This window comes from Streptomyces sp. NPDC101490 (assembly GCF_044767145.1).
Classification (GTDB): domain Bacteria; phylum Actinomycetota; class Actinomycetes; order Streptomycetales; family Streptomycetaceae; genus Streptomyces.
In genome coordinates this window covers 175,499-196,392 of sequence record NZ_JBIWNI010000007.1, presented here as the reverse complement: position 1 = coordinate 196,392, position 20,894 = coordinate 175,499, and the positions used below count along the sequence as shown (strand labels likewise).

Below are 20,894 nucleotides of genomic sequence, written 5' to 3'. Positions count from 1 at the left end.
CACCCCATGACACGCGCGGTCCGCACCCCGGCGGGCATCCGCCCCGCCCTGGCCGTGGCCCTCGTGCTCACCCTCGTCGCGGGCGCCTTCGCGGCCTGGGCGGGCCGGGACTGGTACGCCGCCGCCCACGACGGGTCCGCCGCGTACTCCGAGCAGCGCGACCGCGCCCTCGCGGCGGGCGAGCAGGCCGTGCAGAACCTCAACACGCTCGACCACCGCCAGGTCGACCGGGGGATCGACCTCTGGGAGTCCTCCACGACCGGCGAACTGCACAAGCAACTCGTCGAAGGGCGAGCGGAGTTCACCGACCAGGTGAAGACCGCGAAGACGGTGACCACCGCCCGGGTGCTCTCCGGCGCGGTCACCGAGCTGGACGACCGGGCCGGGCGCGCCCGGGTGCTCGTCGCCCTGCGGGTCACGGTCACCACCCCCGACTCCAAGAGCACCGACAAGGACAGCCGCATGCTGGGCGAGCTCACCCGCGCCGACGGCCAGTGGAAGCTCAGCGGCCTGGGGCAGGCCCCCGTGGGCGGTACGTCGACCGGCTGACCGGGGCCGTACCCCCAGGAGCCACCCGCACCCGAAAGGACACCGCACGATGCCGACGCCCCGTCACCACCTCAACCGCCAGCGCCGCCGCCAGGCCCTCGCCGAGCAGTCGGCCCCCGCGCCCGCCGCTCCGGAGGGGGCCGGGTCCCGTACGTCCACGGGCCTGCTCACCGAGCCCGCCCCGCGCACCCGGCCACGCCCGGCGGCGACGCCCGTACGGGCCGGGGAGCCGGAGCGGACGGCCGGGAGGCCCGGGGCCGGGGACGGCGCGGGGGAGCGCGGAGACCGGGCCGCCGGGACACCGCCCCGCTCCCTCGTGCCGCTCGTCGTCCTGTGCGTCCTGACCCTGCTCCTCGGCGGCTTCGCGGGCCTGGCGCACAGCAGGGCGGGCGCCCTGCGCGACGACCCGGCGCGCGCCAACACGGCCCTCTCCGACCTGGCGCGCACCAGCGAGATCAAGGGGCAGACCGCGGCGGCGGTCGCCGCGCTCTTCTCCTACGACCACGCCGGCCCGGCCCCCTTCGAGCGGGCCCGCAAGACCCTCCTCACCGGGAAGGCCGTCGAGCAGCACCGGGCGCTGTTCGACGCGGTGCTGGTGAAGGCGGCCGAGCAGAAGTCGGTGATCACCACCGTGGTCACCGACAGCGCGGTCGAGCGGATCGACGGCGACCGCGCCCGGGTCCTGGTCTACGCCGACCAGAGCAGTGTCGGCACGGCGGGGACGCGGGGTGCCAAGGGCGGCGCGAAGGAGTCGAAGGCCCGGGACCAGGGGGTGTACGCGGGCGCCATGTTCGCCGTGGACATGGTGCGCGCCGACGGACGCTGGCTGGTCGGGGGCATCGACACCTTCGGCCGCTGAACCGACGGCCCGAGCCGCCCCTCCGGCCCGCCGGTCCCGGTCGTTCCGAGGAGCCCGCCGCCCGCCACTCCCGCCCGCCGCTCCCGCCTGCCGCCCGTCGGTCCAGGTCGCCCCGACCGCCCTTCCCGGGTCGTCCGGGCGCTCCGGGCCCCGTCAGTCCTTCCGGGTCGCCACGAGCACGGTCGCGTACCGCTCCTCGCAGCCGATGATCCGGGGCTCCAGGCCGTGCGCGGCCACCGCCTCCGTCGCGCGGGCGGCCTGCCGTTCGCCGGTCTCGACCAGCAGCCGTCCGCCGGGCGCCAGCCACCGGGGCGCCTCGGCGGCGACCCGGCGCAGCACGTCCAGCCCGTCGGGGCCGCCGTCCAGCGCGACCAGCGGTTCGTACTCCCGGGCCTCCGGCGGCAGCAGGCCGACCTCTCCGGTCGGTACGTACGGGACGTTGGCGACGAGGATGTCGACCCGGCCCCGCAACGCGGCGGGGAGCGGGGCGAAGAGGTCGCCCTCGTGGACCCGTCCGCCGCGCGGCTCGATGTTCCGGCGGGCGCAGCGCACCGCTGCGGGGTCGATGTCGGAGGCGTGCACCCGCGCGCCGGGCACGGCGGAGAGCAGGACCGCGCCCGCAGCGCCGGAGCCGCAGCACAGGTCGACGCAGAGGGCGCCGGGCGCGGCGAGCGCCACGGCCCGTTCGACGAGGAACTCGGTCCGTCGCCGGGGCACGAAGACACCGGGGTCCACGCCGACGCGCAGTCCGGCGAAGTCGGCCCAGCCGACGACGTGTTCGAGCGGGATTCCGGCGGTGCGGCGGGTGACGAGGGCGTCGAGTTCGTCGGCGTCCCGCGCCGTGGAGAGCAGGACGTCCGCCTCGTCCTCGGCGAACACACAGCCCGCCGCGCGGAGCCGGGAGACGGTGGTGGGACGGAGGGAGAGCGAGGGGTCGAGCGACATGAGACCTTCCGGGGAGCCGAAAGGGAGGCTCCCGCGGCCGCTACGACCGGGCCGGTGGAACGGCCGCCGTGGGGGAGCTTCCCGCCTGCGTGGTGCTGATGGGTCCCACCTCCTCGGTCGTCCGTGCCGAACCCGCCCATCCTACCCCGCGCGGCCCGGGAACGATCATCCCGGGCCGCCCGCGGGGCGGCGGACTCAGTCCGCGAGCGCCGCCTCGACGGCCGCCACCAGCTCGGGGGCGTCGGGCTCGGTGCGCGGGCGGAAGCGGGTGACCCGGCCGTCCCGACCGACGAGGAACTTCTCGAAGTTCCACTGGACGTCACCGGCCTCGCCGTCGGCGTCGGCGGTCCGGGTCAGCTCCGCGTAGAGCGGGTGGCGGTCCGCGCCGTTGACGTCGGTCTTCTCCAGGAGCGGGAAGGACACCCCGTACGTCGCCGAACAGAAGGCGCCGATCTCCTCGGCGGTGCCGGGTTCCTGGCCGCCGAACTGGTTGCAGGGCACCCCGAGCACGGTGAGCCCGCGCTCGCCGTACTCCTTCTGCAGCCGTTCGAGACCGGCGTACTGCGGGGTCAGACCGCACCGGGAGGCGACGTTCACGACCAGCACCGCGCGGCCGAGGTGGTCGGCGAGCGAGACCGGTTCGCCGGTGAGGGTCTTCAGCGGAATGTCGTACAGGCTCATGGACTGCTCCTCGTAGGAATGGGGTTTGATCTCAGCATGGGTGACGAACCACTGGCAATCACGCTCGACCCGGCCGACTCCGGTACGGGCGGCACCGTCGGCTCCGCCGACTCGACGGACGGCACCGGGCGCTCCCCGCGCCGGGTGCTCTGCAGGCTGTGCGGCCGCCCGCTGACCGGCGCGGGCTCCCGCCGCACCGGCCTCGGCCCGACCTGCGACGCCAAACTCCATCCCCCGGCCCCCGGCATCCGCACCCGCCGCCACGAGGTGGCCCAGGACCCGCTGCCCGGCACCGAACCGGAGGGCGACCCCGGCGAGGGCCGGTGACGCTACCACCCGGCAATTCGATCGCCCAGTCGATTCCGGCCCGGCAGGGTGGGCCGGAACGAGACCGGCCGACGAACCACCGGAGTCCTGAGATGTCGACGCTGCGCGTCACCGCCGAAGTGCTGACCGTCCACCCCCACCCCGACGCCGACGCCCTGGAACTGGCCCAGGTCGGCCTCTACCGGGCCGTCGTCGCCAAGGGGGCGTACGTGTCCGGTGACATCGCCGTCTACATACCCGAGCAGGCGGTGCTGCCCGCCGCGCTGATCGAGGAACTCGGGCTGACCGGACGGCTCGCCGGGAGCGGGGCGAACCGGGTCAAGGCGGTACGGCTGCGCGGCGAACTGTCCCAGGGGCTCGTCTGCAGGCCCGCCGCCCTCGCGGACGTCGACCTGGCCGGGGCGGTGGCCGGGGGAACGGACTTCGCCGGGCGCCTCGGCATCGTCAAGTGGTCGCCGCCGGTGCCGCCGACGATGAGCGGTGAGGTGGAGAGCGCGCCCGACCTGCTGCCCTGGGTGGACATCGAGAACCTCCAGCGGCACCCCGACGTCTTCGAGCCCGGCGAGCCCGTGGTCCTGACGGAGAAGCTGCACGGCACCGCGTGCCTGCTGACCCTCCACGCGGAGGACGGGCGCGTCCAGGTGTCCTCCAAGGGCTTCGGGGCCAGGGGCCTGGCCCTCCGGGAGGACCCGCGCAACCTGTACTGGCGGGCCGTCCGCGCCCACGGCCTGCCCGCCGTCGCGCGGCGCCTCGCGGCCCGGCTCGGCGCCCGCCGCGTCGGGTTCTTCGGCGAGGTGTACGGCTCCGGGGTGCAGGACCTCGCCTACGGTGCCGACGCCCGGACGGACACCATCGGTTACGCCCTCTTCGACGTGGCGGCCGAGATCGGCGGAGAGGTCCGCTGGCTGGACCCGGCGGAGGTCCTGGAACCGGGCGAGGTGCCGCTGGTCCCGCGCCTGTACGAGGGGCCGTACGACCTGGACACGGTCCTCGCCCACGCGAGCGGCCGTGAGACGGTCTCGGGGCGCGGGACGCACCTGCGGGAGGGCGTCGTCGTCCGCGCCGCCACCGAGCGCCACAGCCCGGTCGTCGGCGGCCGGGCGGTCGCCAAGGCGGTCAGCCCGGCCTACCTCACCCGCAAGGGCGGCACCGAGTACGAGTGACCCCGCCCGGGGCCTGCGCAGGGCGGGGCACCGCCCCGGACCTCCCGCGAGCGGTGGCCCCGCCCGGGGCCTCCGCTCGCGCCGGACCCCGTACCGAAGTCACAGCTTGCGGAACAGGCCCTCCTGGACCACGGAGACCAGAAGGTGTCCCGCGCGGTCGTAGATCCGGCCACGGGCGAGCCCCCGGCCGCCCGTGGCGATCGGCGACTCCTGGTCGTACAGGAACCACTCGTCGGCCCGGAACGGCCGGTGGAACCACATCGCGTGGTCCAGCGACGCCATGTCGAAACCGCGCGGACCCCACAAGGGCTCGACCGGGATGCGGACCGCGTCCAGGAGCGTCATGTCCGAGGCGTACGTCAGCGCGCAGGTGTGCACCAGCGGGTCGTCGCCCAGCGGCCCCACGGCCCGCATCCACACCGCCGAACGCGGGTCCGCGCCCTCGGCCTCCTCCCGCGTCCAGCGCAGCCGGTCCACGTACCGGATGTCGAAGGGCTGCCGCCGGGCCATCCGCTCCAGGGCCTCCGGGAGCGCCCCGAGGTGGTCGCGGATCTCGTCCGCGACCGTCGGGAGCGTCTCCGGGTCCGGCACGTGCCGGGGCGGCAGCTGGTGCTCGAAGCCCGCCTCCTCCGGCGCGTGGAAGGAGGCCGTCAGATTGAAGATCGTCCGGCCCTCCTGCACGGCCGTGACCCGGCGGGTCGTGAACGAACGCCCGTCCCTGACCCGCTCCACCTGGTACACGATCGGCACACCCGGACGGCCCGGCCGCAGGAAGTACGCGTGCAGCGAGTGCACCGGCCGTCCCTCCGCCACGGTCCGGCCCGCCGCCACCAGCGCCTGCCCGGCGACCTGCCCGCCGAAGACCCGCTGGAGGGACTCCTGGGGGCTGCGGCCACGGAAGATGTCGACCTCGATGCGCTCCAGGTCGAGCAGGTCGACGAGCCTCTCGGCGGGATTGGTCACCTTCGTCTCCTCACGGTCTCGTTCGTCTCCGCACGGTCTCGGCGGTGGTGCTCCCGGGCCTACAGCTGGCCGACGGACGTCACGCGCAGGACCGCGCGGCCCTCCTCGTCGGAAGCGGCGAGGTCCACCTCGGCGCTGATGCCCCAGTCGTGGTCGCCGTTCGGATCGGCGAACGTCTGCCGGACGCGCCACAGACCGTGCGCCACGTCCTCCTCGATGTTCAGCAGCTTCGGCCCGCGCGCGTCCGGGCCGGTGCCGAGGTCGTCGTACTCGTCCCAGTACGCGTCCATCGCCTCGCCCCACGCGTCGGCGTCCCAGCCCGACTCCGCGTCCAGCTCGCCGAGCGCCGACAGGTTGTCGAGGGCGGCCAGCTCCACCCGGCGGAACATCGCGTTGCGCACCAGGACCCGGAAGGCACGCGCGTTGGCGGTGACCGGCTTGACCTGGTCTGCCTTCTCCTGCGCCTCCTCGGCCGTCTGCACCTCCGGGTTGGCCAGCTGCTCCCACTCGTCGAGCAGCGAGGAGTCCACCTGACGCACCATCTCGCCCAGCCAGGCGATCAGGTCCTCCAGGTCCTCGGTCTTCAGATCGTCCGGGATGGTGTGGTCCAGCGCCTTGAACGCGCCCGCGAGGTACCGCAGCACGATGCCCTCGGTCCGCGCCAGCTCGTACCAGGAGGTGAACTCGGTGAACGTCAGCGCCCGTTCGTACATGTCGCGGACGACCGACTTCGGCGACACGGGATGGTCGCCGACCCACGGGTGCGACGTCCGGTAGACGTCGTACGCGTGCCAGAGCAGCTCCTCCAGCGGCTTCGGGTACGAGATCTCCTGGAGCCGCTCCATCCGCTCCTCGTACTCGACGCCGTCCGCCTTCATCCGCCCCACGGCCTCACCGCGCGCCTTGTTCTGCATGGCGGCGAGGATCTGGCGCGGGTCGTCCAGCGTCGACTCCACCACGGACACCATGTCCAGGGCGTACGAGGGGGACTCCGGGTCCAGCAGGTCGAAGGCGGCGAGCGCGAACGTGGACAGCGGCTGGTTGAGCGCGAAGTCCTGCTGGAGGTCGACCGTGAGCCGGATCGTGCGGCCCTCCGCGTCCGGCTCGGCCAGCTGCTCCACCACACCGCCGTCGAGCAGCGAGCGGTAGATCGCGATGGCCCGGCGGATGTGCCGCAGCTGCGCCTTGCGCGGCTCGTGGTTGTCCTCCAGGAGCTTGCGCATCGCCTCGAACGCGTTCCCCGGCCGTGCGATCACCGACAGCAGCATGATGTTGGTGACCTTGAAACGTGAGGTCAGCGGCTCGGGCTCGGCCGCGATCAGCCGCTCGAAGGTGGTGTCGCTCCAGGCGACGAAACCCTCCGGCGCCTTCTTCCGGACCACCTTGCGGCGCTTCTTCGGGTCGTCGCCCGCCTTCGCCAGGGCCTTCTCGTTCTCGATGACGTGCTCGGGCGCCTGTGCCACGACGAACCCCGCCGTGTCGAAACCGGCCCGCCCCGCGCGCCCGGCGATCTGGTGGAACTCCCGGGCGCGCAGCGTCCGCACCCGGTTGCCGTCGTACTTGGTGAGGGCCGTGAAGAGCACCGTGCGGATCGGCACGTTCACCCCGACGCCCAGGGTGTCCGTCCCGCAGATCACCTTCAGGAGACCCGCCTGCGCCAGCTTCTCGACCAGCCGCCGGTACTTGGGCAGCATCCCAGCGTGGTGCACGCCGATGCCGTGACGCACATAACGCGAAAGGTTCTGGCCGAACTTGGTGGTGAAACGGAAGTTGCCGATCAGCTCGGCGATCTTGTCCTTCTCCTCGCGCGTGCACATGTTGATGCTCATCAGCGACTGCGCCCGCTCGACGGCCTGCGCCTGCGTGAAGTGCACGATGTAGACGGGCGCCTGCCTGGTCTCCAGGAGCTCCGTCAGGGTGTCCGTGATCGGGGTGAGCCGGTACTCGTACGACAGCGGCACCGGGCGGGTCGCCGAGCGGACCACCGAGGTCGGCCGCCCGGTGCGCCGGGTCAGGTCCTTCTCGAACATCGCCATGTCGCCGAGGGTCGCCGACATCAGCACGAACTGGGCCTGGGGGAGTTCCAGGAGCGGGATCTGCCACGCCCAGCCGCGGTCCTGCTCGGCGTAGAAGTGGAACTCGTCCATGACGACCTGGCCGATGTCGGCGTACTTGCCGTCCCGCAGCGCGATCGAGGCCAGTACCTCCGCCGTGCAGCAGATCACCGGCGCGTCCGCGTTCACGGAGGCGTCACCGGTCAGCATCCCGACGTTCTCGGTGCCGAAGAGCTTGCACAGGTCGAAGAACTTCTCCGACACCAGGGCCTTGATCGGCGCGGTGTAGAAGGTGACCTGGTCGTTCGCCAGAGCCGTGAAGTGCGCCCCGGCCGCGACCAGCGACTTCCCCGATCCGGTGGGGGTCGACAGGATCACGTTGGCCCCGGAGACGACCTCGATCAGCGCTTCTTCCTGAGCCGGGTAGAGCGTGATGCCCTGCTCCTCGGCCCAGGAGGAGAAGGCCTCGAAGAGGGCGTCGGGGTCGGCTGTCGGCGGAAGCTGATCGATAAGGGTCACGCCCCCATCTTGCCTGGATTCCGCCCGGATGAGGGAACCGGCCACCGAAACGAAGATCACGAACGATAGGATCTTCCGTCGACCGGTCGTCAACCGAACACCGGCACGGGAGAGACGGGGCGGGCCAACCATGATGGGACCGGCGCATTCACTGTCCGGAGCGGCGGCCTGGCTGGGGGTCGGGGCGCTCGCGGCGGCCTACGACCGGCCGATGCCCTGGCCCGTTCTCGTCGTCGGCGCGCTCATCTGCGCGGGTGCCGCCCTCGCCCCGGACCTCGACCACAAGTCGGCGACCATCTCGCGCGCCTTCGGGCCCGTCTCCCGGGGCCTGTGCGAGATCGTCGACAAGCTGTCGTACGCCGTCTACAAGGCGACCCGCTCCTCCGCCGATCCGCGCAGGTCCGGCGGCCACCGCACCCTCACCCACACCTGGCTCTGGGCGGTCCTGATCGGCGGCGGCGCCTCCTTCGCGGCCGTCACCGGCGGGCGCTGGGCGGTCCTGGCCATCCTCTTCGTCCATCTGGTGCTCGCCGTGGAGGGCCTGCTGTGGCGGGCCGCCCGGATGTCCAGCGACGTCCTGGTCTGGCTGCTCGGCGCGACCAGCGCCTGGATACTCGCGGGCGTCCTCGACAAGCCCGGCAACGGCTCCGACTGGTTCTTCACCGGCCCCGGCCAGGAGTACCTGTGGCTGGGCCTGCCGATCGTGCTCGGCGCCCTCGTCCACGACATCGGCGACTCGCTGACCGTCTCCGGCTGCCCGGTCCTCTGGCCGATCCCGGTCGGCAGGAAGCGCTGGTACCCGATAGGCCCGCCGAAGGGGATGCGCTTCCGGGCCGGGAGCTGGGTCGAGCTGAAGGTCCTGATGCCCGCCTTCATGCTCCTCGGCGGCGTCGGCGGCGCCTCGGCCCTCGGCTTCTTCTAGCCCTTTCAGTCGCCTCCCGGCCCCCTTTCGGCCCTTCCCCCCTCCCGGTCTTCCCGACGCGCCCCGGGGCGTCAGGGCGGCCCCCCGCCGACGGATTCCGCAGCCCGTCCGACCCGGGCACGGAGCGTGGGACGGGCGGGGCCGCGGAGGCCGCCCCGCCCGCCTCCGCATGGGGTCAGGAGCCCTGCCGGACGGGGCCGACGAGGGTTCCGGCGGCGACGCGCAGCGAGCCCTCGGCGAACGACGTGCCGGGGATCCGTCCGCCCGGGGTCCGGAGCGTGAAGGACACCTCGTCCGCCGCGACCTGGCGGGCGTCGGAGGGGACCTGGATGTCGAAGTGCACCGGACGGCCGGGACCGAAGGTCACCGCGGTGCGCTGGTCGCCGTACTCGCCCGGGGTGATCCGGGTCCGGTCGCCGTGCCCGGAGAACCGCACGTCCGCCGGCGAACCCGCCAGGACACAGGAGGCGTAACCGCGCGGGGCCGTCAGGGTGACGCGGTAGTGGTGGTGCCCGGCGCTCGCGGGCCCCGGGGTGACCTTCGCCAGGTGGTTGGCCGGACGGCAGGCGGACGGAGCGGTGCCGGAGTCCGCCGGGGCGGCCAGGGCGGCCGAGGGGGCGGCGGCCAGCAGCAGGGCGGCGAGGGCGACGGCGGCGGTCTTGCGGTGGTTGCGCATGGGCGTTCCTTGCCTTGCTCGGCGGTCCGGCGGACGCTCCGGGCCGGAACCGTGGTCAGTACAAGGAGTTCCCCCGCCCGTCGCCGGGGAATGTCCCAGAACCGTCACGGGAACGGATCGGGACTCCCGTGCCCGTACCCCCGAGAGGACCCACCGCCATGACCGAACGGAACACCCGCACCGCAGGACCCGCCGTCGCCGTCCTCGGTACGGGGATCATGGGCGCCGCGATGGCCCGGAGCCTGGTCCGGGCCGGACACGCCGTCCGTGCCTGGAACCGCACCCGCGACAGGGCGGAACCGCTCGCCGCCGACGGGGTGGAGGTCGTCGGCACCCCGGCGGAGGCCGTCCGGGACGCGGACGCCGTCCTGACCATGCTGTACGACGGGCCCGCCGTCCTCGACGTGATGGCGAGGGCCGCCGGGGCCCTGCGCCCCGGCACGCTCTGGGTCCAGTCGACCACCGTGGGCGTCGACGCGATCGGCGGACTGGCCGACATCGCCCGCGCGCACGGTCTCGTCTTCTTCGACGCCCCCGTCCTCGGCACCCGGGAGCCCGCCGAGGCCGGGCGGCTGACGGTCCTGGCGGCGGGGCCGGACGAGCACCGCCGGGCCGTCGCCCCCGTCCTGGACGCGATCGGCGCCCGCACGGTGTGGACCGGCGAGGACGGGGCGGCGGGCAGCGCCACCCGGCTCAAGCTCGTCGCCAACAGCTGGGTCCTCGCCGTCACCAACGCGACCGGTGAGGTCCTGGCCCTGTCCCGGGCCCTCGGGGTCGACCCGCGGAGCTTCTTCGACGCGGTCGAGGGCGGCGGACTCGACATGCCCTATCTGCGGGCCAAGGCCGCGCTGGTCCTGGAGGACCGGCTGTCCCCGCCCCAGTTCGCCGTGGACACCGCCGCCAAGGAAGCCCGTCTCATCGTCGAGGCCGGGCGGCGGCACGGGGTCCGCCTCGACGTCGCCGCCGCGGGCGCGGACCGCATGGAGCGCGCCTCGGCGGCGGGACACGGCGCCGAGGACATGGCCGCCGCCTACTACGCCAGCTTCGAAGACCCGGACCGGCCCTGATCCCGGGCGGCCCCGGGCTCGGGCCCGGGGCCGCCCACCGGACGCCGTCGGACACCCCGCCCCGGCCGGGTCAGCCGTGCCAGGACCGCCACAGGGCCGCGTAGGCGCCGTCCGCCGCGACCAGCTCCGGGTGACTGCCCAGCTCGGTGATCCGGCCGTTCTCGACCACCGCGATCAGATCGGCGTCGTGCGCGGTGTGCAGCCGGTGCGCGATGGCCACGACCGTCCGCCCGTCCAGGACCCGGGCCAGTGAACGCTCCAGGTGCCGGGCCGCCCGGGGGTCGAGCAGCGAGGTCGCCTCGTCGAGGACCAGCGTGTGAGGGTCCGCCAGGACCAGCCGGGCCAGCGCGATCTGCTGCGCCTGCGCCGGGGTCGTCGTCCGGCCGCCCGAACCGACCTCGGTGTCCAGTCCACCGTCCAGGGCCCGCGCCCACCCCTCGGCGTCCACCGCCGCGAGCGCCGCCCACAGCTCGGTGTCCGTCGCGTCCGTCCTGGCCAGCAGCAGGTTGTCGCGGAGACTGCCCACGAAGACGTGGTGCTCCTGGTTGACCAGGGCCACGTGCTCACGGACCCGCTCGGCGGGCATCCGGGCCAGCTCGGCCGCGCCGAGCGTCACCGAACCCGTCCGGGGCGCGTAGATCCCGGCGAGCAGCCGCCCGAGGGTGGACTTGCCCGCGCCCGACGGGCCGACCAGGGCCAGCCGGGTGCCGGGCGCCACCTTCAGGGACACCTGGTGGAGCACGTCGACGCCCTCGCGGTAACCGAACCCGACCTCGTCCGCGCGGACCGCGCGGCCCTCCGGCCGCACCCGCTCGTCGCCCGCCTCCGGCTCGATGTCCCGGACGCCCACGAGCCGGGCCAGCGACACCTGCGCGACCTGGAGTTCGTCGTACCAGCGGAGCACGATCCCGATCGGGTCCACCAGCATCTGCGAGAGCAGGGCGCCGGTCGTCAGCTGGCCCACGTCGATCCAGCCCTGGAGCACGAACACCCCGCCGAGCAGGAGCACCGCGCACAGCACCGTCGTATGGGTGAGGTTGACCACGGGGAAGAGCACCGACCGCAGGAAGAGCGTGTACCGCTCCCACGCGACCCACTCGGTGATCCGCCGGTCCGACAGGGCGATCCGGCGGGCGCCGAGGCGGTGCGCCTCGATCGTGCGGCCCGCGTCGACGGTCTCCGCCAGCGCCCCGGCCACCGCCGCGTATCCGGCGGACTCCGAGCGGTACGCGGCGCCCGCCCGCTTGAAGTACCAGCGGCAGCCCGCGACCAGCAGGGGCACGGCGAGCAGCGAGGCGAGCGCCAGCGGCGGCGCCGTCACGGCGAGACCGCCGAGCAGGAGACCCGCCCAGACGACGCCGATGGCCAGTTGGGGCACGGCCTCCCGCATCGCGTTGGAGAGCCGGTCCACATCGGTGGTGATCCGGGAGAGCAGATCTCCCGTCCCGGCCCGTTCGAGGACGCCCGGCGGCAGGCCGACGGCCCGGACCAGGAAGTCCTCGCGCAGGTCGGCGAGCATCTCCTCACCGAGCATCGCGCCGCGCAGCCGGACCAGCCGTACGAAGAGGGTCTGGACGAGCAGGGCGCCCGCGAACAGCGCGACCGTGCGCTCCAGATGGATCTCGCGGGCTCCCGAGGCCAGCGCGTCGACCACCGAGCCCAGCAGGTACGGGCCGACCATCGAGGCGGTCACGGCGACCGTGTTCACCCCGATGAGCAGCGCGAACGCCCGGCGGTGGCGGCGCAGCAGTTCGCGGACGTAGCCGCGGACGGTCGCGGGGACGGCGACGGGCAGTGTCGTCGCGGTCGTCGGGGCGGCCGGGTCGTACTCCGGAGGTGCCAGGCCGATCATGCCGATTCCCCTTCCAGTGCTTCGATCCCGTCGAGGGGTCCGGCCGTCGGACCGGGCTCCTCGACGGGGTCGCGGGTGACGACGGCCCGGTAGCGGGGCTCCCGGGCGAGCAGGTCGCGGTGGCTGCCCACGGCGACGGCCTGTCCCTCGTGGACCAGGACGACCCGGTCGGCGCGGTCCAGGAGCAGCGGTGAGGAGGCGAGGACCACGGTGGTCCTGGCCCGGCGCAGCTCGCCGATGCCCGCGGCGACCCGGGCCTCGGTGTGGGCGTCGACCGCCGAGGTGGGTTCGTCGAGGACGAGCACCTCGGGGTCGGCGACCAGGGAGCGGGCGAGCGCGAGCCGCTGGCGCTGGCCGCCGGAGAGCGACCGGCCCCGCTCGGTGACATGGGTGCGCATCGGGTCGCCGCCGTTGTCCGCGGCGGCCTGGGCGAGGGAGTCGAGGACGTCCTCGCACCGGGCCGCGGCCAGCGCCCGCTCGGCGGACACCGTGCCGGAGGACGGCACGTCGAGGAGTTCGCCCAGGGTGCCGGAGAGCAGGACCGGTTCCTTGTCCTGGACGAGGACGGCGGTGCGGACGGTCTCCAGCGGCAGTTCGTCCAGCGGGACCCCGCCGAGGAGGACCGAGGTGTGGCCGTCCTCCGGTTCGGCGGGGTGCCCGCCGAGCCGGTCGGCGAGCCGCCCGGCGAGGTCGGGGTCGCCGCAGACGACGGCGGTGAACAGACCGGCCGGGGCCCGCAGGCCGGTCGCCGGGTCGTACAGGTCGCCGGTGGCCTCGCGGTCCTCGCCCCCGGCGGTGACCGTGTCGGTACGGGTGAGGGCGAGGACCCGGGCGGCCCGCTTCGCGGACGGCCGGGAGAAGGAGAAGGCCATCGCGATCTCCTCGAAGTTGCGCAGCGGGTGGTAGGTGAGGGCCACGGCGCTGTAGACGGTGACCAGTTCGCCGACGCCGATCCGCCCGTCGAGCGCCAGCCGGGTGCCGTACGCGACGACGCCGATGAGCAGGAGTCCGGGCAGCACGACCTGGGACGCGGAGATCAGCGCCCACATGCGGGCACTGTGCACGGCGGCCTCGCGGACCTCCTGGGAGGCGGCCCGGTAGCGGCTGAGGAAGAGGTCCTCACCGCCGATGCCCCGCAGCACCCGGAGTCCGGCGACGGTGTCGGAGGCCAGCTCGGTGGCCCGGCCGGCCTTCTCGCGCTGGACGTCGGCCCGGCGGGTCGCGCGGGGGAGCAGCGGGAACGCGGAGAGGGCCAGGACGGGGACGCCGACGGCCACCACGACGCCCAGCGCGGGCTGGTAGAAGAGGAGTCCGACGCAGACGATCACCAGGGTGACGGCGCCCGCGGCGAACCGGGAGAGGGCCTCGACGAACCAGCCGATCTTCTCGACGTCGCCGGTGGAGACGGCGACGACCTCACCGGCGGCGACCCGGCGGGTCAGGAGGGAGCCGAGTGCGGCGGTCTTGCGGGAGAGGAGCTGCTGCACCCGGGCGGAGGCGGTGATCCAGTTGGTGACGGCGGTGCGGTGCAGCATCACGTCGCCGACGGCGATGGCCGCGCCGAGGACGAGGAGCAGTCCGCCGGTCAGCGCGAGGCGTCCGCCGTCGCGGCGCACCACGGACTCCACGGCGATGCCGATGGCGAAGGGGAGTCCGGCGATGCCCAGGTGGTGGAGCAGCCCCCACAGGGTGGCCCTCACCTGACCGGCGAGTTGTCGGCGGCCCAGCCAGACGAGGAACCGGGTGCCCGAGCGGACGTCCGGGACCCCTGGGTCGGCATGGGGAAGGTCTCGAATCTGCATGGCGTCGCGGGGTCTCCGGGTCCGTCTCGGGGGAACGCGCGCCGGGGGTGTGCGACGGCGGGGGGAAACCGTGCAAGGTTCGCCTCTCCACGGCCCGGCGGCAATCGATTTTTCCCACGGTGGCACAGATCGCGCCATGTCCGCTCATCGTCCTCTGGACCGGCCGGTGGTGACCGCGCTTCACTTCCGCCCCATGGGATCACTCAAGATCATGAGAATGCTCAGCGGTCTGGTGCTGGTCGCCGGAGCCGTCCTGACCGTCCCCCCGGCCGCCGCCGAGAGCCCCGACCGCCCCGCGCCACCGGCCGAGTTCACCTCCGACTGGCACGATCCGGTCACCGCGGCCCCGCCCGTCACCACTCCGGGCACCCGCACCTGCGAGGTCGTCCTCGCCGCCGCCCGGTTCCGTGACTTCACCCCCTACCAGGGGAACTACACCCCGCCGAAGAAGTGCGGCACCCGCTGGAACAAGGTCGTCCTGCGCCTCGAAGGCGCCGTCGCGGGCCGCCAGTACGACCGCCTCGGCCATCTCTCCGTCGGCGGGGTGGAGATCCTCCGCACCTCCACCCCGCAGCCCTCGCCCGAGGGCATCACCTGGTCCGTGGAGAAGGACGTCACCCGCTACCGGGACGTCCTCGTCCGCCCGGGACCCGTGGAGATGCTCATCGGCAATGTCGTGAACGAGACCTACACCGGCGTCCTCGACGTCCGCGTCACCCTCGTCTTCCACACCGCGCAGGGCCGGGTGAGGCCCGCCGAGGACACCCCCGACCGGGTGCTCCCGCTCACCGGCGGCACCCTCACCACGCCCCGCAACAGCGAACGGGTCCTCGCCGAGGTGTACGCCACCGGGTCCGGCGGCGGCTGCGAGGAGTACTGGTACCTCACCGTCCCCGAACCGGCCCCCTACTCCTGCCGGGCGGCGGACGGACCCCACCGGGAGGTCCGCGTCTCGGTCGACGGGCGGCTCGCGGGCATCGCCGCCCCGTTCCCCACGGTCTGGACCGGCGGCTGGTCGAACCCCTTCCTCTGGTACGTCACCCCCGGTCCGCGCGCCTTCGACGTCCAGCCGCTGGTCTACGACCTGACGCCGTTCGCCGCCCTCCTCAACGACGGGCGCCCGCACCGGGTGGAGGTCACCGTCGCCGGGGTCCCGGCCGGTACGACGGGCTGGTCCGTCCCCGCCAACGTGCTGCTCTGGCAGGACGAGGGCAGCCGGGTCGTCACCGGCGGCCTCGACCGGCACGAGGAGACCGTCCCGCGCGGCTCCTCCGTCCACACCCCGGCGGACGGGGGCGCCTCCGACCGGGTCGACACCGGGGCGGAGCACCGGCTCACCGTCGCCGGGCACCTGAACACCTCGCACGGCAGGGTGGTGACCACCGTCGACCGGAGCGTGGCCCACACCTCCGTCCACCGCTGGGGCGCGGGCGAGAACCCGGACGCGTTCACCGGGCGGTGGACCGACCGGGAGACGGTGACCACCGGCCGGACCGTCACCCGCGCCGACCGGACGTACACCATGGACGGGGAGACGACGATCGGCGCGGGGGACCGGCTGCGGACCGTCCTCACCCTCGGGGACCGCGCCGACGTCCGCGTCCTGCGCGACGGACGCCGTGTCTCCTGGTCCCGGCTGGACGACACGTGGAGCGGGGACGCCACGTACACCACGGGTGTCCCGCGCGACCAGCGGCACGCCGTCGGCACCACCCGTGAGCGCTACCGGCTGTACGGCTCCGGGGGCTGCTGGGACCGGAGCCTGACGAGCGTCCAGGGCACCCTCACCGAGGACCGCCGCCGCTGCTGAACGCACGGGTGCCCCGGCCCCGTCGGGGGGCCGGGGCACCGGAGCGCGCCGCGTCAGGTAGGTTTCACCGAGTCCACCCCCGAGCGGGCCTTGCGCCACTCGCCCCGGGTGAAGTCGGGGATGTCCTGGGGGGCGCCCTTGGCCCTGACGGACGCGTCGCTGAGCGGCACCGGGGCCGTCCAGGTGGCCGCGTCGTACACGTCGAAGTCGGGCACCAGGCCCAGCCGTACGCACTGCATCAGGCGGTAGACCATGATGTAGTCCATGCCGCCGTGGCCGCCCGGCGGGTTGGCGTGGTCCTTCCACAGCCAGTGGTCGTACTCGGCCGCGTACGCCGAGAAGTCGGCCCACTCGTCGTCCTTGTGGTCCGGCTCCAGATAGATCCGCGCCGGATAGTCCTCGAAGACGCCCCGGGTGCCGCCCAGGCTGTTGATCCTGCTGTACGGGTGCGGGGTCGAGACGTCGTGTTCGAGGCGGATCACCCGGCCGAGCGCCGTCCGCACCATGCTGATCGTCCGGTCGCTCCCGACGTACGACTCCTTCCAGCTCGGGTCGCCGGACGGCATGTTCGCCGCCCGGTACTCCGCCAGACCGAGCGCCGGGGTGCCGAAGCTGCTGATGCTCACCACCCGGTCGCCCCGGTTGACGTCCATGTAGTTGGCGACCGGGGCGAAACCGTGGTTGGGGTAGAGGTCGCCGCGCAGCCGGGTGTGCCAGAGGCGGCGCCAGGGGCCCTCGTAGTACGTCGGGGAGAACATCAGACCGCGCAGGTCGTGGTTGTACGCCCCCGCCCCGTGCAGCAGCTTGCCGAACTTCCCGGCGTGCGCCATCCGCAGGACCCGCATCTCGTTCCGGCCGTAGCAGCAGTTCTCCAGCTGCATGCAGTGGCGGCGGGTCTGCTCGGAGAGGTCCACCAGCTCCCACAGCTCGTCGAGCCGCATCGCGACCGGACACTCCACGCCGACGTGCTTGCCGTTCAGCATCGCGGCGCGCGCGATGGCGAAGTGGCTGTCCCAGGGGGTGGCGACGTACACGAGGTCGATGTCGGAGCGGGCGCAGAGCCGCTCGTAGTCCTTCTCGCCGTTGGCGTACACGGCGGGCGCGGGGCGGCCCGAGGCGGTGACCGCCTTGACGGCCTGTTCGGCCTTGTCGCGGACCGGGTCGCAGACCGCGGTCACCTGGACCCAGGGCAGCGACAGGAAGTGGCCGATCATGCTGCTGCCCCGGTTGCCGTAGCCGACGATGCCGATCCGGACGGCGGACCGGCGTTCGAAGGGCACTCCGGCCATGGTGGCGCCGCGCCGCTCGGGGACGGCGGCGGTCCCGGCGGTGTCGTCCGGCGGCGCGGCGGGGACGGGGCCGGCGGTGGTGGCGTGGGCGGCCGGGGCGCCGAGGGCGCCGATGCCGAGGCCCGCTCCGGCGGCGGCGGTGCCTCTGAGGACGTTGCGGCGGCTGGGGACGTGGGGTGTCTGCTCGCTCATGGAACCTCCCGGACGGTGTGCACGGCTGTCTCATGAATCCCGCACAGGACCCTGGCCCCGGAAGCCGACGGTCCGCAAGGGCGCCGACGGGACACTCACGACGGGTAGCTGGACCCTACTGTCCCGGATCACGCGCCGAGCGGCAGCGAACACCCACCGTCACCCGAACATACGAAGGGCTCCTCACCGCAAGGGGTGGGGAGCCCTCTGTACAGGCATTTTGACGTGCAGTCAGGGGCGCGTGGCGTACTCCAGGGCGAGCAGCACCGACCCGTAGCGGCGGCCCGTCGCCCGGTCCATGCCGATCTCGCACATCCGGTTGGCCGAAAGGTGCGCGTCGAAGGGGCGGGCCGTGACCTCCGCCGCCTCGCGGGCCGTGGCCGAGTCCGTCAGCTCCGGGTGCAGCATCCCCCGGTCGCCGGCGAAGGCGCAGCAGCCCGCGTCGAGGGGCACGACGACCTCCTCCGCGCAGGCCCCGGCCAGCTCCGTCAGCCGGTCCGCGTCGCCCAGGTGCCGCATCGAGCAGGTGGGATGGACCACGGCGGAGCCGACCCTCCGGCGCACGTCGAGCCGGGGGAGCAGTTCGTCCGCGGCCCACACCAGCGAGTCCAGCACGGTCAGTTCGGCGTGCAGCTCCCGGTTGTCGTCCGTCAGGTAGGGCACCACCTCGTGCGCGATGCCGAGCGTGCACGAGGAGGCGTCCACCACCAGCGGCAGCTTCCCGCCCGCCGTCCAGCCCCAGGCCGCCTCGACGATCCGGTTCGCCATCAGTTCGTTGCCCCGCGCGTACCCCTTGGAGTGCCAGATCGTCGCGCAGCACGTGCCGGTGACGTCGTCCGGGATCCACACCGGCCGCCCGGCCCGCGCCGACACCGTGACGACGGCCTCCGGCAGCGAGGGGCCGCGCGAGCCCTCGGGGTTGCCGAAGATGCGGTTCACACAGGCCGGGTAGTAGACGGCGACGGCCGCCGGGCGGTGGGTGCGCGGCAGCCGCCGGGGCGCCGCCCCCGGGATCTCCGGCAGCCACTCCGGTACGAGGTCGGGGCGGACCGCCCGGCGGGCCAGCCCCATCACCCGTTCCAGGACCCGGTCGCCGATCCGGTCGGCGGCGGCGACCGCGAGCCGCGCGGCGGTCTCCACCGCCCGGAAGTTCCCGGCGGTGAGGGCGGCGATCCGCTCCTCGCGGGGCGAGTGCCGCTCGTGCCGGAACTCCTTCATCAGCGCCCCGGTGTCGATGCCGACCGGGCAGGCCAGCTTGCAGGTGGAGTCGCCCGCGCAGGTGTCGACGGCGTCGTAGCCGTACGCCTCCAGGAGCCGGGTCTCGACGGGGGAGCCGTCGGCCTGCCGCATCATCTCCCGGCGCAGCACGATCCGCTGGCGCGGAGTGGTCGTCAGGTCGTGGCTGGGGCAGGTCGGTTCGCAGAAGCCGCATTCGATGCAGGGGTCGGCGACCGGCTCCACGGCGGGGATGGTCTTGAGGCCGCGCAGATGGGCGTGGGGGTCGCGGTCGAGGACGATCCTCGGGGCGAGCACCCCGTCGGGGTCGAGGGCCGCCTTGGTCCGCCACATCAGCTCGGTCGCCTTCGGGCCCCATTCCAGCTCCAGGAAGGGCGCGATGTTCCGGCCGGTGGCGTGCTCCGCCTTGAGGGAGCCGTCGAAGCGTTCCACGGTCACCCGGCAGAACTCGTCCATGAAGGCCGCGTACCGCCCGACGTCGGCGGGGTCGGCCGCGTCGAAGGCGAGGAGGAAGTGCAGGTTGCCGTGGGCCGCGTGCCCGGCGACGGCCGCGTCGAAGCCGTGCCGGGACTGCAGGTCGAGCAGGGTCGCGCAGGCCTCGGCGAGCCGGGCCGGGGGCACCGCGAAGTCCTCGGTGATCAGGGTCGTACCGGAGGGGCGGGAGCCGCCGACCGCCGTCACGAAGGCCTTGCGGGCCTTCCAGTAGCCGGAGATCCTGCCCGGGTCGCGGGTGAACGCGTTGTCCACGGACGCCACCGGGGCCACCAGGTCGAGCCCGGCGAGCACCTCCTCGGCCCGCCGCTCGTACGCCTCCCGCGCCGCCGCGTCCGGCGCCCGGAACTCGATCAGGAGCGCGGCGGTGTCCCGGGGCAGCCCGGCCCAGTCCGCCGGGACGCCCGGCACGCTCACCGAGGCCCGCAGGGTGTTGCCGTCCATCAGCTCCACGGCCGACGCCCCGGCCTCGTTGAACAGCGGCACGGCGGCGGCCGCGGCGGGCAGCGAGGGGAAGAAGAGCAGCGCCGTGGTCACCTCGCGGTCCAGCGGCAGGGTATCGAGGACGACCTCGGAGATGAAGCCGAAGGTGCCCTCGGAGCCGACCATCAGGCCGCGCAGGATGCCCGCCGGGGTGTCGGCGTCGAGGAAGGCGTCGAGCCGGTAGCCGTTGGTGTTCTTGATGGCGTACTTGGCCCGGATGCGGGCGGTCAGCGCGGTGTCCGCCTCGATCTCGCCCTTCAGGGCGAGCAGTTCCGCGCAGAGCCTGGGCTCGGCGCGGGCCAGTTCCTCGTCGGCGTCCGGGGCGCCGGTGTCCACCACGGTGCCGCTGGGCAGCACGACGGTGAGCGAGGAGACGGTCCGGTACGAGTTCCGGGTGGTCCCGGCGGTCATGCCGGAGGCGTTGTTGGCGACGACCCCGCCGATGGTGCAGGCGATGGCGCTGGCCGGGTCGGGGCCGAGGACCCGGCCGTACGGGGCGAGGGCCGCGTTGGCCCGGACGACGGTGGTGCCGGGGCGGACGCGGGCCCGCGCGCCGCCGTCCAGGACCTCGACGCCCACCCAGTGGCGGCGCACGTCGACGAGGATGTCCTCGCCCTGCGCCTGTCCGTTGAGACTGGTCCCAGCGGCCCGGAAGACGACCTCGCGGCCGTTGCCGTGGGCGTAGGACAGGACCGTGGAGATGTCGTCGATGTCCTCGGCGACCACGACGACCTGCGGGACGAAGCGGTAGGGGCTGGCGTCCGAGGCGTAGCGGACCAGGTCGGAGATCTTCGACAGGACCTTCCCGGGGCCGAGCAGCCCGGTCAGTTCCTCGCGCAGCCGCCTCGGGGTGCCCCGGGCGTTGAGTTCGGGCACGCGGTCCGGGGCGGGGCTCCGCTCCGTGCCGGGGCGCAGGGCCCCCGGGTCCGGTTCGAGCAGCGGCATGTCACGGCTCCCCTTCGGCGCGTCCCCGGCCCCGGGGGCCCCTGCCGCCGGGGCAGGACCCCGCCGGG

At 73.9% G+C, this 20,894-nt stretch carries 16 protein-coding genes; 7 read left to right on the top strand and 9 right to left on the bottom strand.

Features of this window, described 5'->3' with window-relative positions; all coding sequences use genetic code 11:
* The first annotated feature begins 6 nt into the window (after positions 1–6).
* The gene (locus ACIRQY_RS17145) at positions 7–549 is read left to right on the top strand and encodes a nuclear transport factor 2 family protein (protein WP_351783733.1); all 543 of its coding nucleotides are present in this window, start codon (positions 7–9) and stop codon (positions 547–549) included.
* Positions 550–598: 49 nt separating this feature from the next.
* Entirely contained in the window at positions 599–1,408 is an 810-nt protein-coding gene (locus tag ACIRQY_RS17140; RefSeq protein WP_403926258.1) for a hypothetical protein, read from the top strand.
* 153 nt (positions 1,409–1,561) lie between these two features.
* Here ACIRQY_RS17140 and ACIRQY_RS17135 read toward each other — a convergent pair whose 3' ends face one another.
* Both ACIRQY_RS17135 and ACIRQY_RS17130 read right to left on the bottom strand, forming a co-directional pair.
* Entirely contained in the window at positions 1,562–2,353 is a 792-nt protein-coding gene (locus ACIRQY_RS17135; protein ID WP_403926256.1) for a putative protein N(5)-glutamine methyltransferase, read from the bottom strand.
* Positions 2,354–2,548: 195 nt separating this feature from the next.
* Complete coding sequence (locus tag ACIRQY_RS17130; protein WP_351783739.1) at positions 2,549–3,034, bottom strand: glutathione peroxidase; 486 nt, start codon at positions 3,032–3,034, stop codon at positions 2,549–2,551.
* 36 nt (positions 3,035–3,070) lie between these two features.
* On the opposite strand from ACIRQY_RS17130, the gene ACIRQY_RS17125 reads away from it, so the two are divergent.
* The gene (locus ACIRQY_RS17125) at positions 3,071–3,361 is read left to right on the top strand and encodes a DUF6011 domain-containing protein (RefSeq protein WP_403926253.1); all 291 of its coding nucleotides are present in this window, start codon (positions 3,071–3,073) and stop codon (positions 3,359–3,361) included.
* Positions 3,362–3,453: 92 nt separating this feature from the next.
* Positions 3,454–4,524 carry an RNA ligase (ATP) gene (locus tag ACIRQY_RS17120; protein ID WP_403926251.1) on the top strand — a complete coding sequence of 357 codons (1,071 nt, stop codon included), beginning with the start codon at positions 3,454–3,456 and terminating at the stop codon, positions 4,522–4,524.
* Between the two features lie 99 nt (positions 4,525–4,623).
* On the opposite strand, the gene ACIRQY_RS17115 is transcribed toward ACIRQY_RS17120, so the two are convergent.
* Together ACIRQY_RS17115 and ACIRQY_RS17110 are read right to left on the bottom strand one after the other, a co-directional pair.
* A complete protein-coding gene (locus ACIRQY_RS17115) occupies positions 4,624–5,487 on the bottom strand; it encodes an acyl-CoA thioesterase II (protein WP_351783746.1) in 864 nt (287 codons plus the stop codon).
* Between the two features lie 59 nt (positions 5,488–5,546).
* Positions 5,547–8,120 carry a DUF3516 domain-containing protein gene (locus ACIRQY_RS17110; RefSeq protein ID WP_351783748.1) on the bottom strand — a complete coding sequence of 858 codons (2,574 nt, stop codon included), beginning with the start codon at positions 8,118–8,120 and terminating at the stop codon, positions 5,547–5,549.
* Between the two features lie 70 nt (positions 8,121–8,190).
* On the opposite strand from ACIRQY_RS17110, the gene ACIRQY_RS17105 reads away from it, so the two are divergent.
* Complete coding sequence (locus ACIRQY_RS17105) at positions 8,191–8,982, top strand: metal-dependent hydrolase (protein ID WP_351783750.1); 792 nt, start codon at positions 8,191–8,193, stop codon at positions 8,980–8,982.
* A 175-nt stretch (positions 8,983–9,157) separates the two neighbouring features.
* Here the strand turns inward: ACIRQY_RS17105 and ACIRQY_RS17100 are convergent, their stop codons facing one another.
* Positions 9,158–9,658, bottom strand: coding sequence for a DUF4232 domain-containing protein (locus ACIRQY_RS17100; protein WP_403926247.1), 501 nt, complete (start codon positions 9,656–9,658; stop codon positions 9,158–9,160).
* Positions 9,659–9,816: 158 nt separating this feature from the next.
* Here ACIRQY_RS17100 and ACIRQY_RS17095 point away from each other — a divergent pair, with 158 nt between their 5' ends.
* Positions 9,817–10,725 carry an NAD(P)-dependent oxidoreductase gene (locus ACIRQY_RS17095; RefSeq protein ID WP_403926244.1) on the top strand — a complete coding sequence of 303 codons (909 nt, stop codon included), beginning with the start codon at positions 9,817–9,819 and terminating at the stop codon, positions 10,723–10,725.
* Between the two features lie 70 nt (positions 10,726–10,795).
* Here the strand turns inward: ACIRQY_RS17095 and ACIRQY_RS17090 are convergent, their stop codons facing one another.
* Together ACIRQY_RS17090 and ACIRQY_RS17085 are read right to left on the bottom strand one after the other, a co-directional pair.
* Positions 10,796–12,577 (bottom strand): ABC transporter ATP-binding protein, encoded by a 1,782-nt coding sequence (locus tag ACIRQY_RS17090; protein WP_403926241.1) that lies wholly within the window; start codon positions 12,575–12,577, stop codon positions 10,796–10,798.
* Positions 12,574–14,379 (bottom strand): ABC transporter transmembrane domain-containing protein, encoded by a 1,806-nt coding sequence (locus tag ACIRQY_RS17085; protein WP_403926238.1) that lies wholly within the window; start codon positions 14,377–14,379, stop codon positions 12,574–12,576. Before ACIRQY_RS17085 ends, ACIRQY_RS17090 begins: the two co-directional genes overlap by 4 nt.
* A 193-nt stretch (positions 14,380–14,572) precedes the next feature.
* Here ACIRQY_RS17085 and ACIRQY_RS17080 point away from each other — a divergent pair, with 193 nt between their 5' ends.
* A complete protein-coding gene (locus tag ACIRQY_RS17080; RefSeq protein ID WP_403926235.1) occupies positions 14,573–16,189 on the top strand; it encodes a peptide-N4-asparagine amidase in 1,617 nt (538 codons plus the stop codon).
* 53 nt (positions 16,190–16,242) lie between these two features.
* Here ACIRQY_RS17080 and ACIRQY_RS17075 read toward each other — a convergent pair whose 3' ends face one another.
* Together ACIRQY_RS17075 and ACIRQY_RS17070 are read right to left on the bottom strand one after the other, a co-directional pair.
* Positions 16,243–17,670 carry a Gfo/Idh/MocA family protein gene (locus ACIRQY_RS17075; RefSeq protein WP_403926233.1) on the bottom strand — a complete coding sequence of 476 codons (1,428 nt, stop codon included), beginning with the start codon at positions 17,668–17,670 and terminating at the stop codon, positions 16,243–16,245.
* Positions 17,671–17,901: 231 nt separating this feature from the next.
* On the bottom strand, positions 17,902–20,826 hold the full coding sequence (locus ACIRQY_RS17070) for an FAD-binding and (Fe-S)-binding domain-containing protein (RefSeq protein WP_403926230.1): 2,925 nt from the start codon (positions 20,824–20,826) through the stop codon (positions 17,902–17,904).
* Positions 20,827–20,894: the final 68 nt, after the last annotated feature.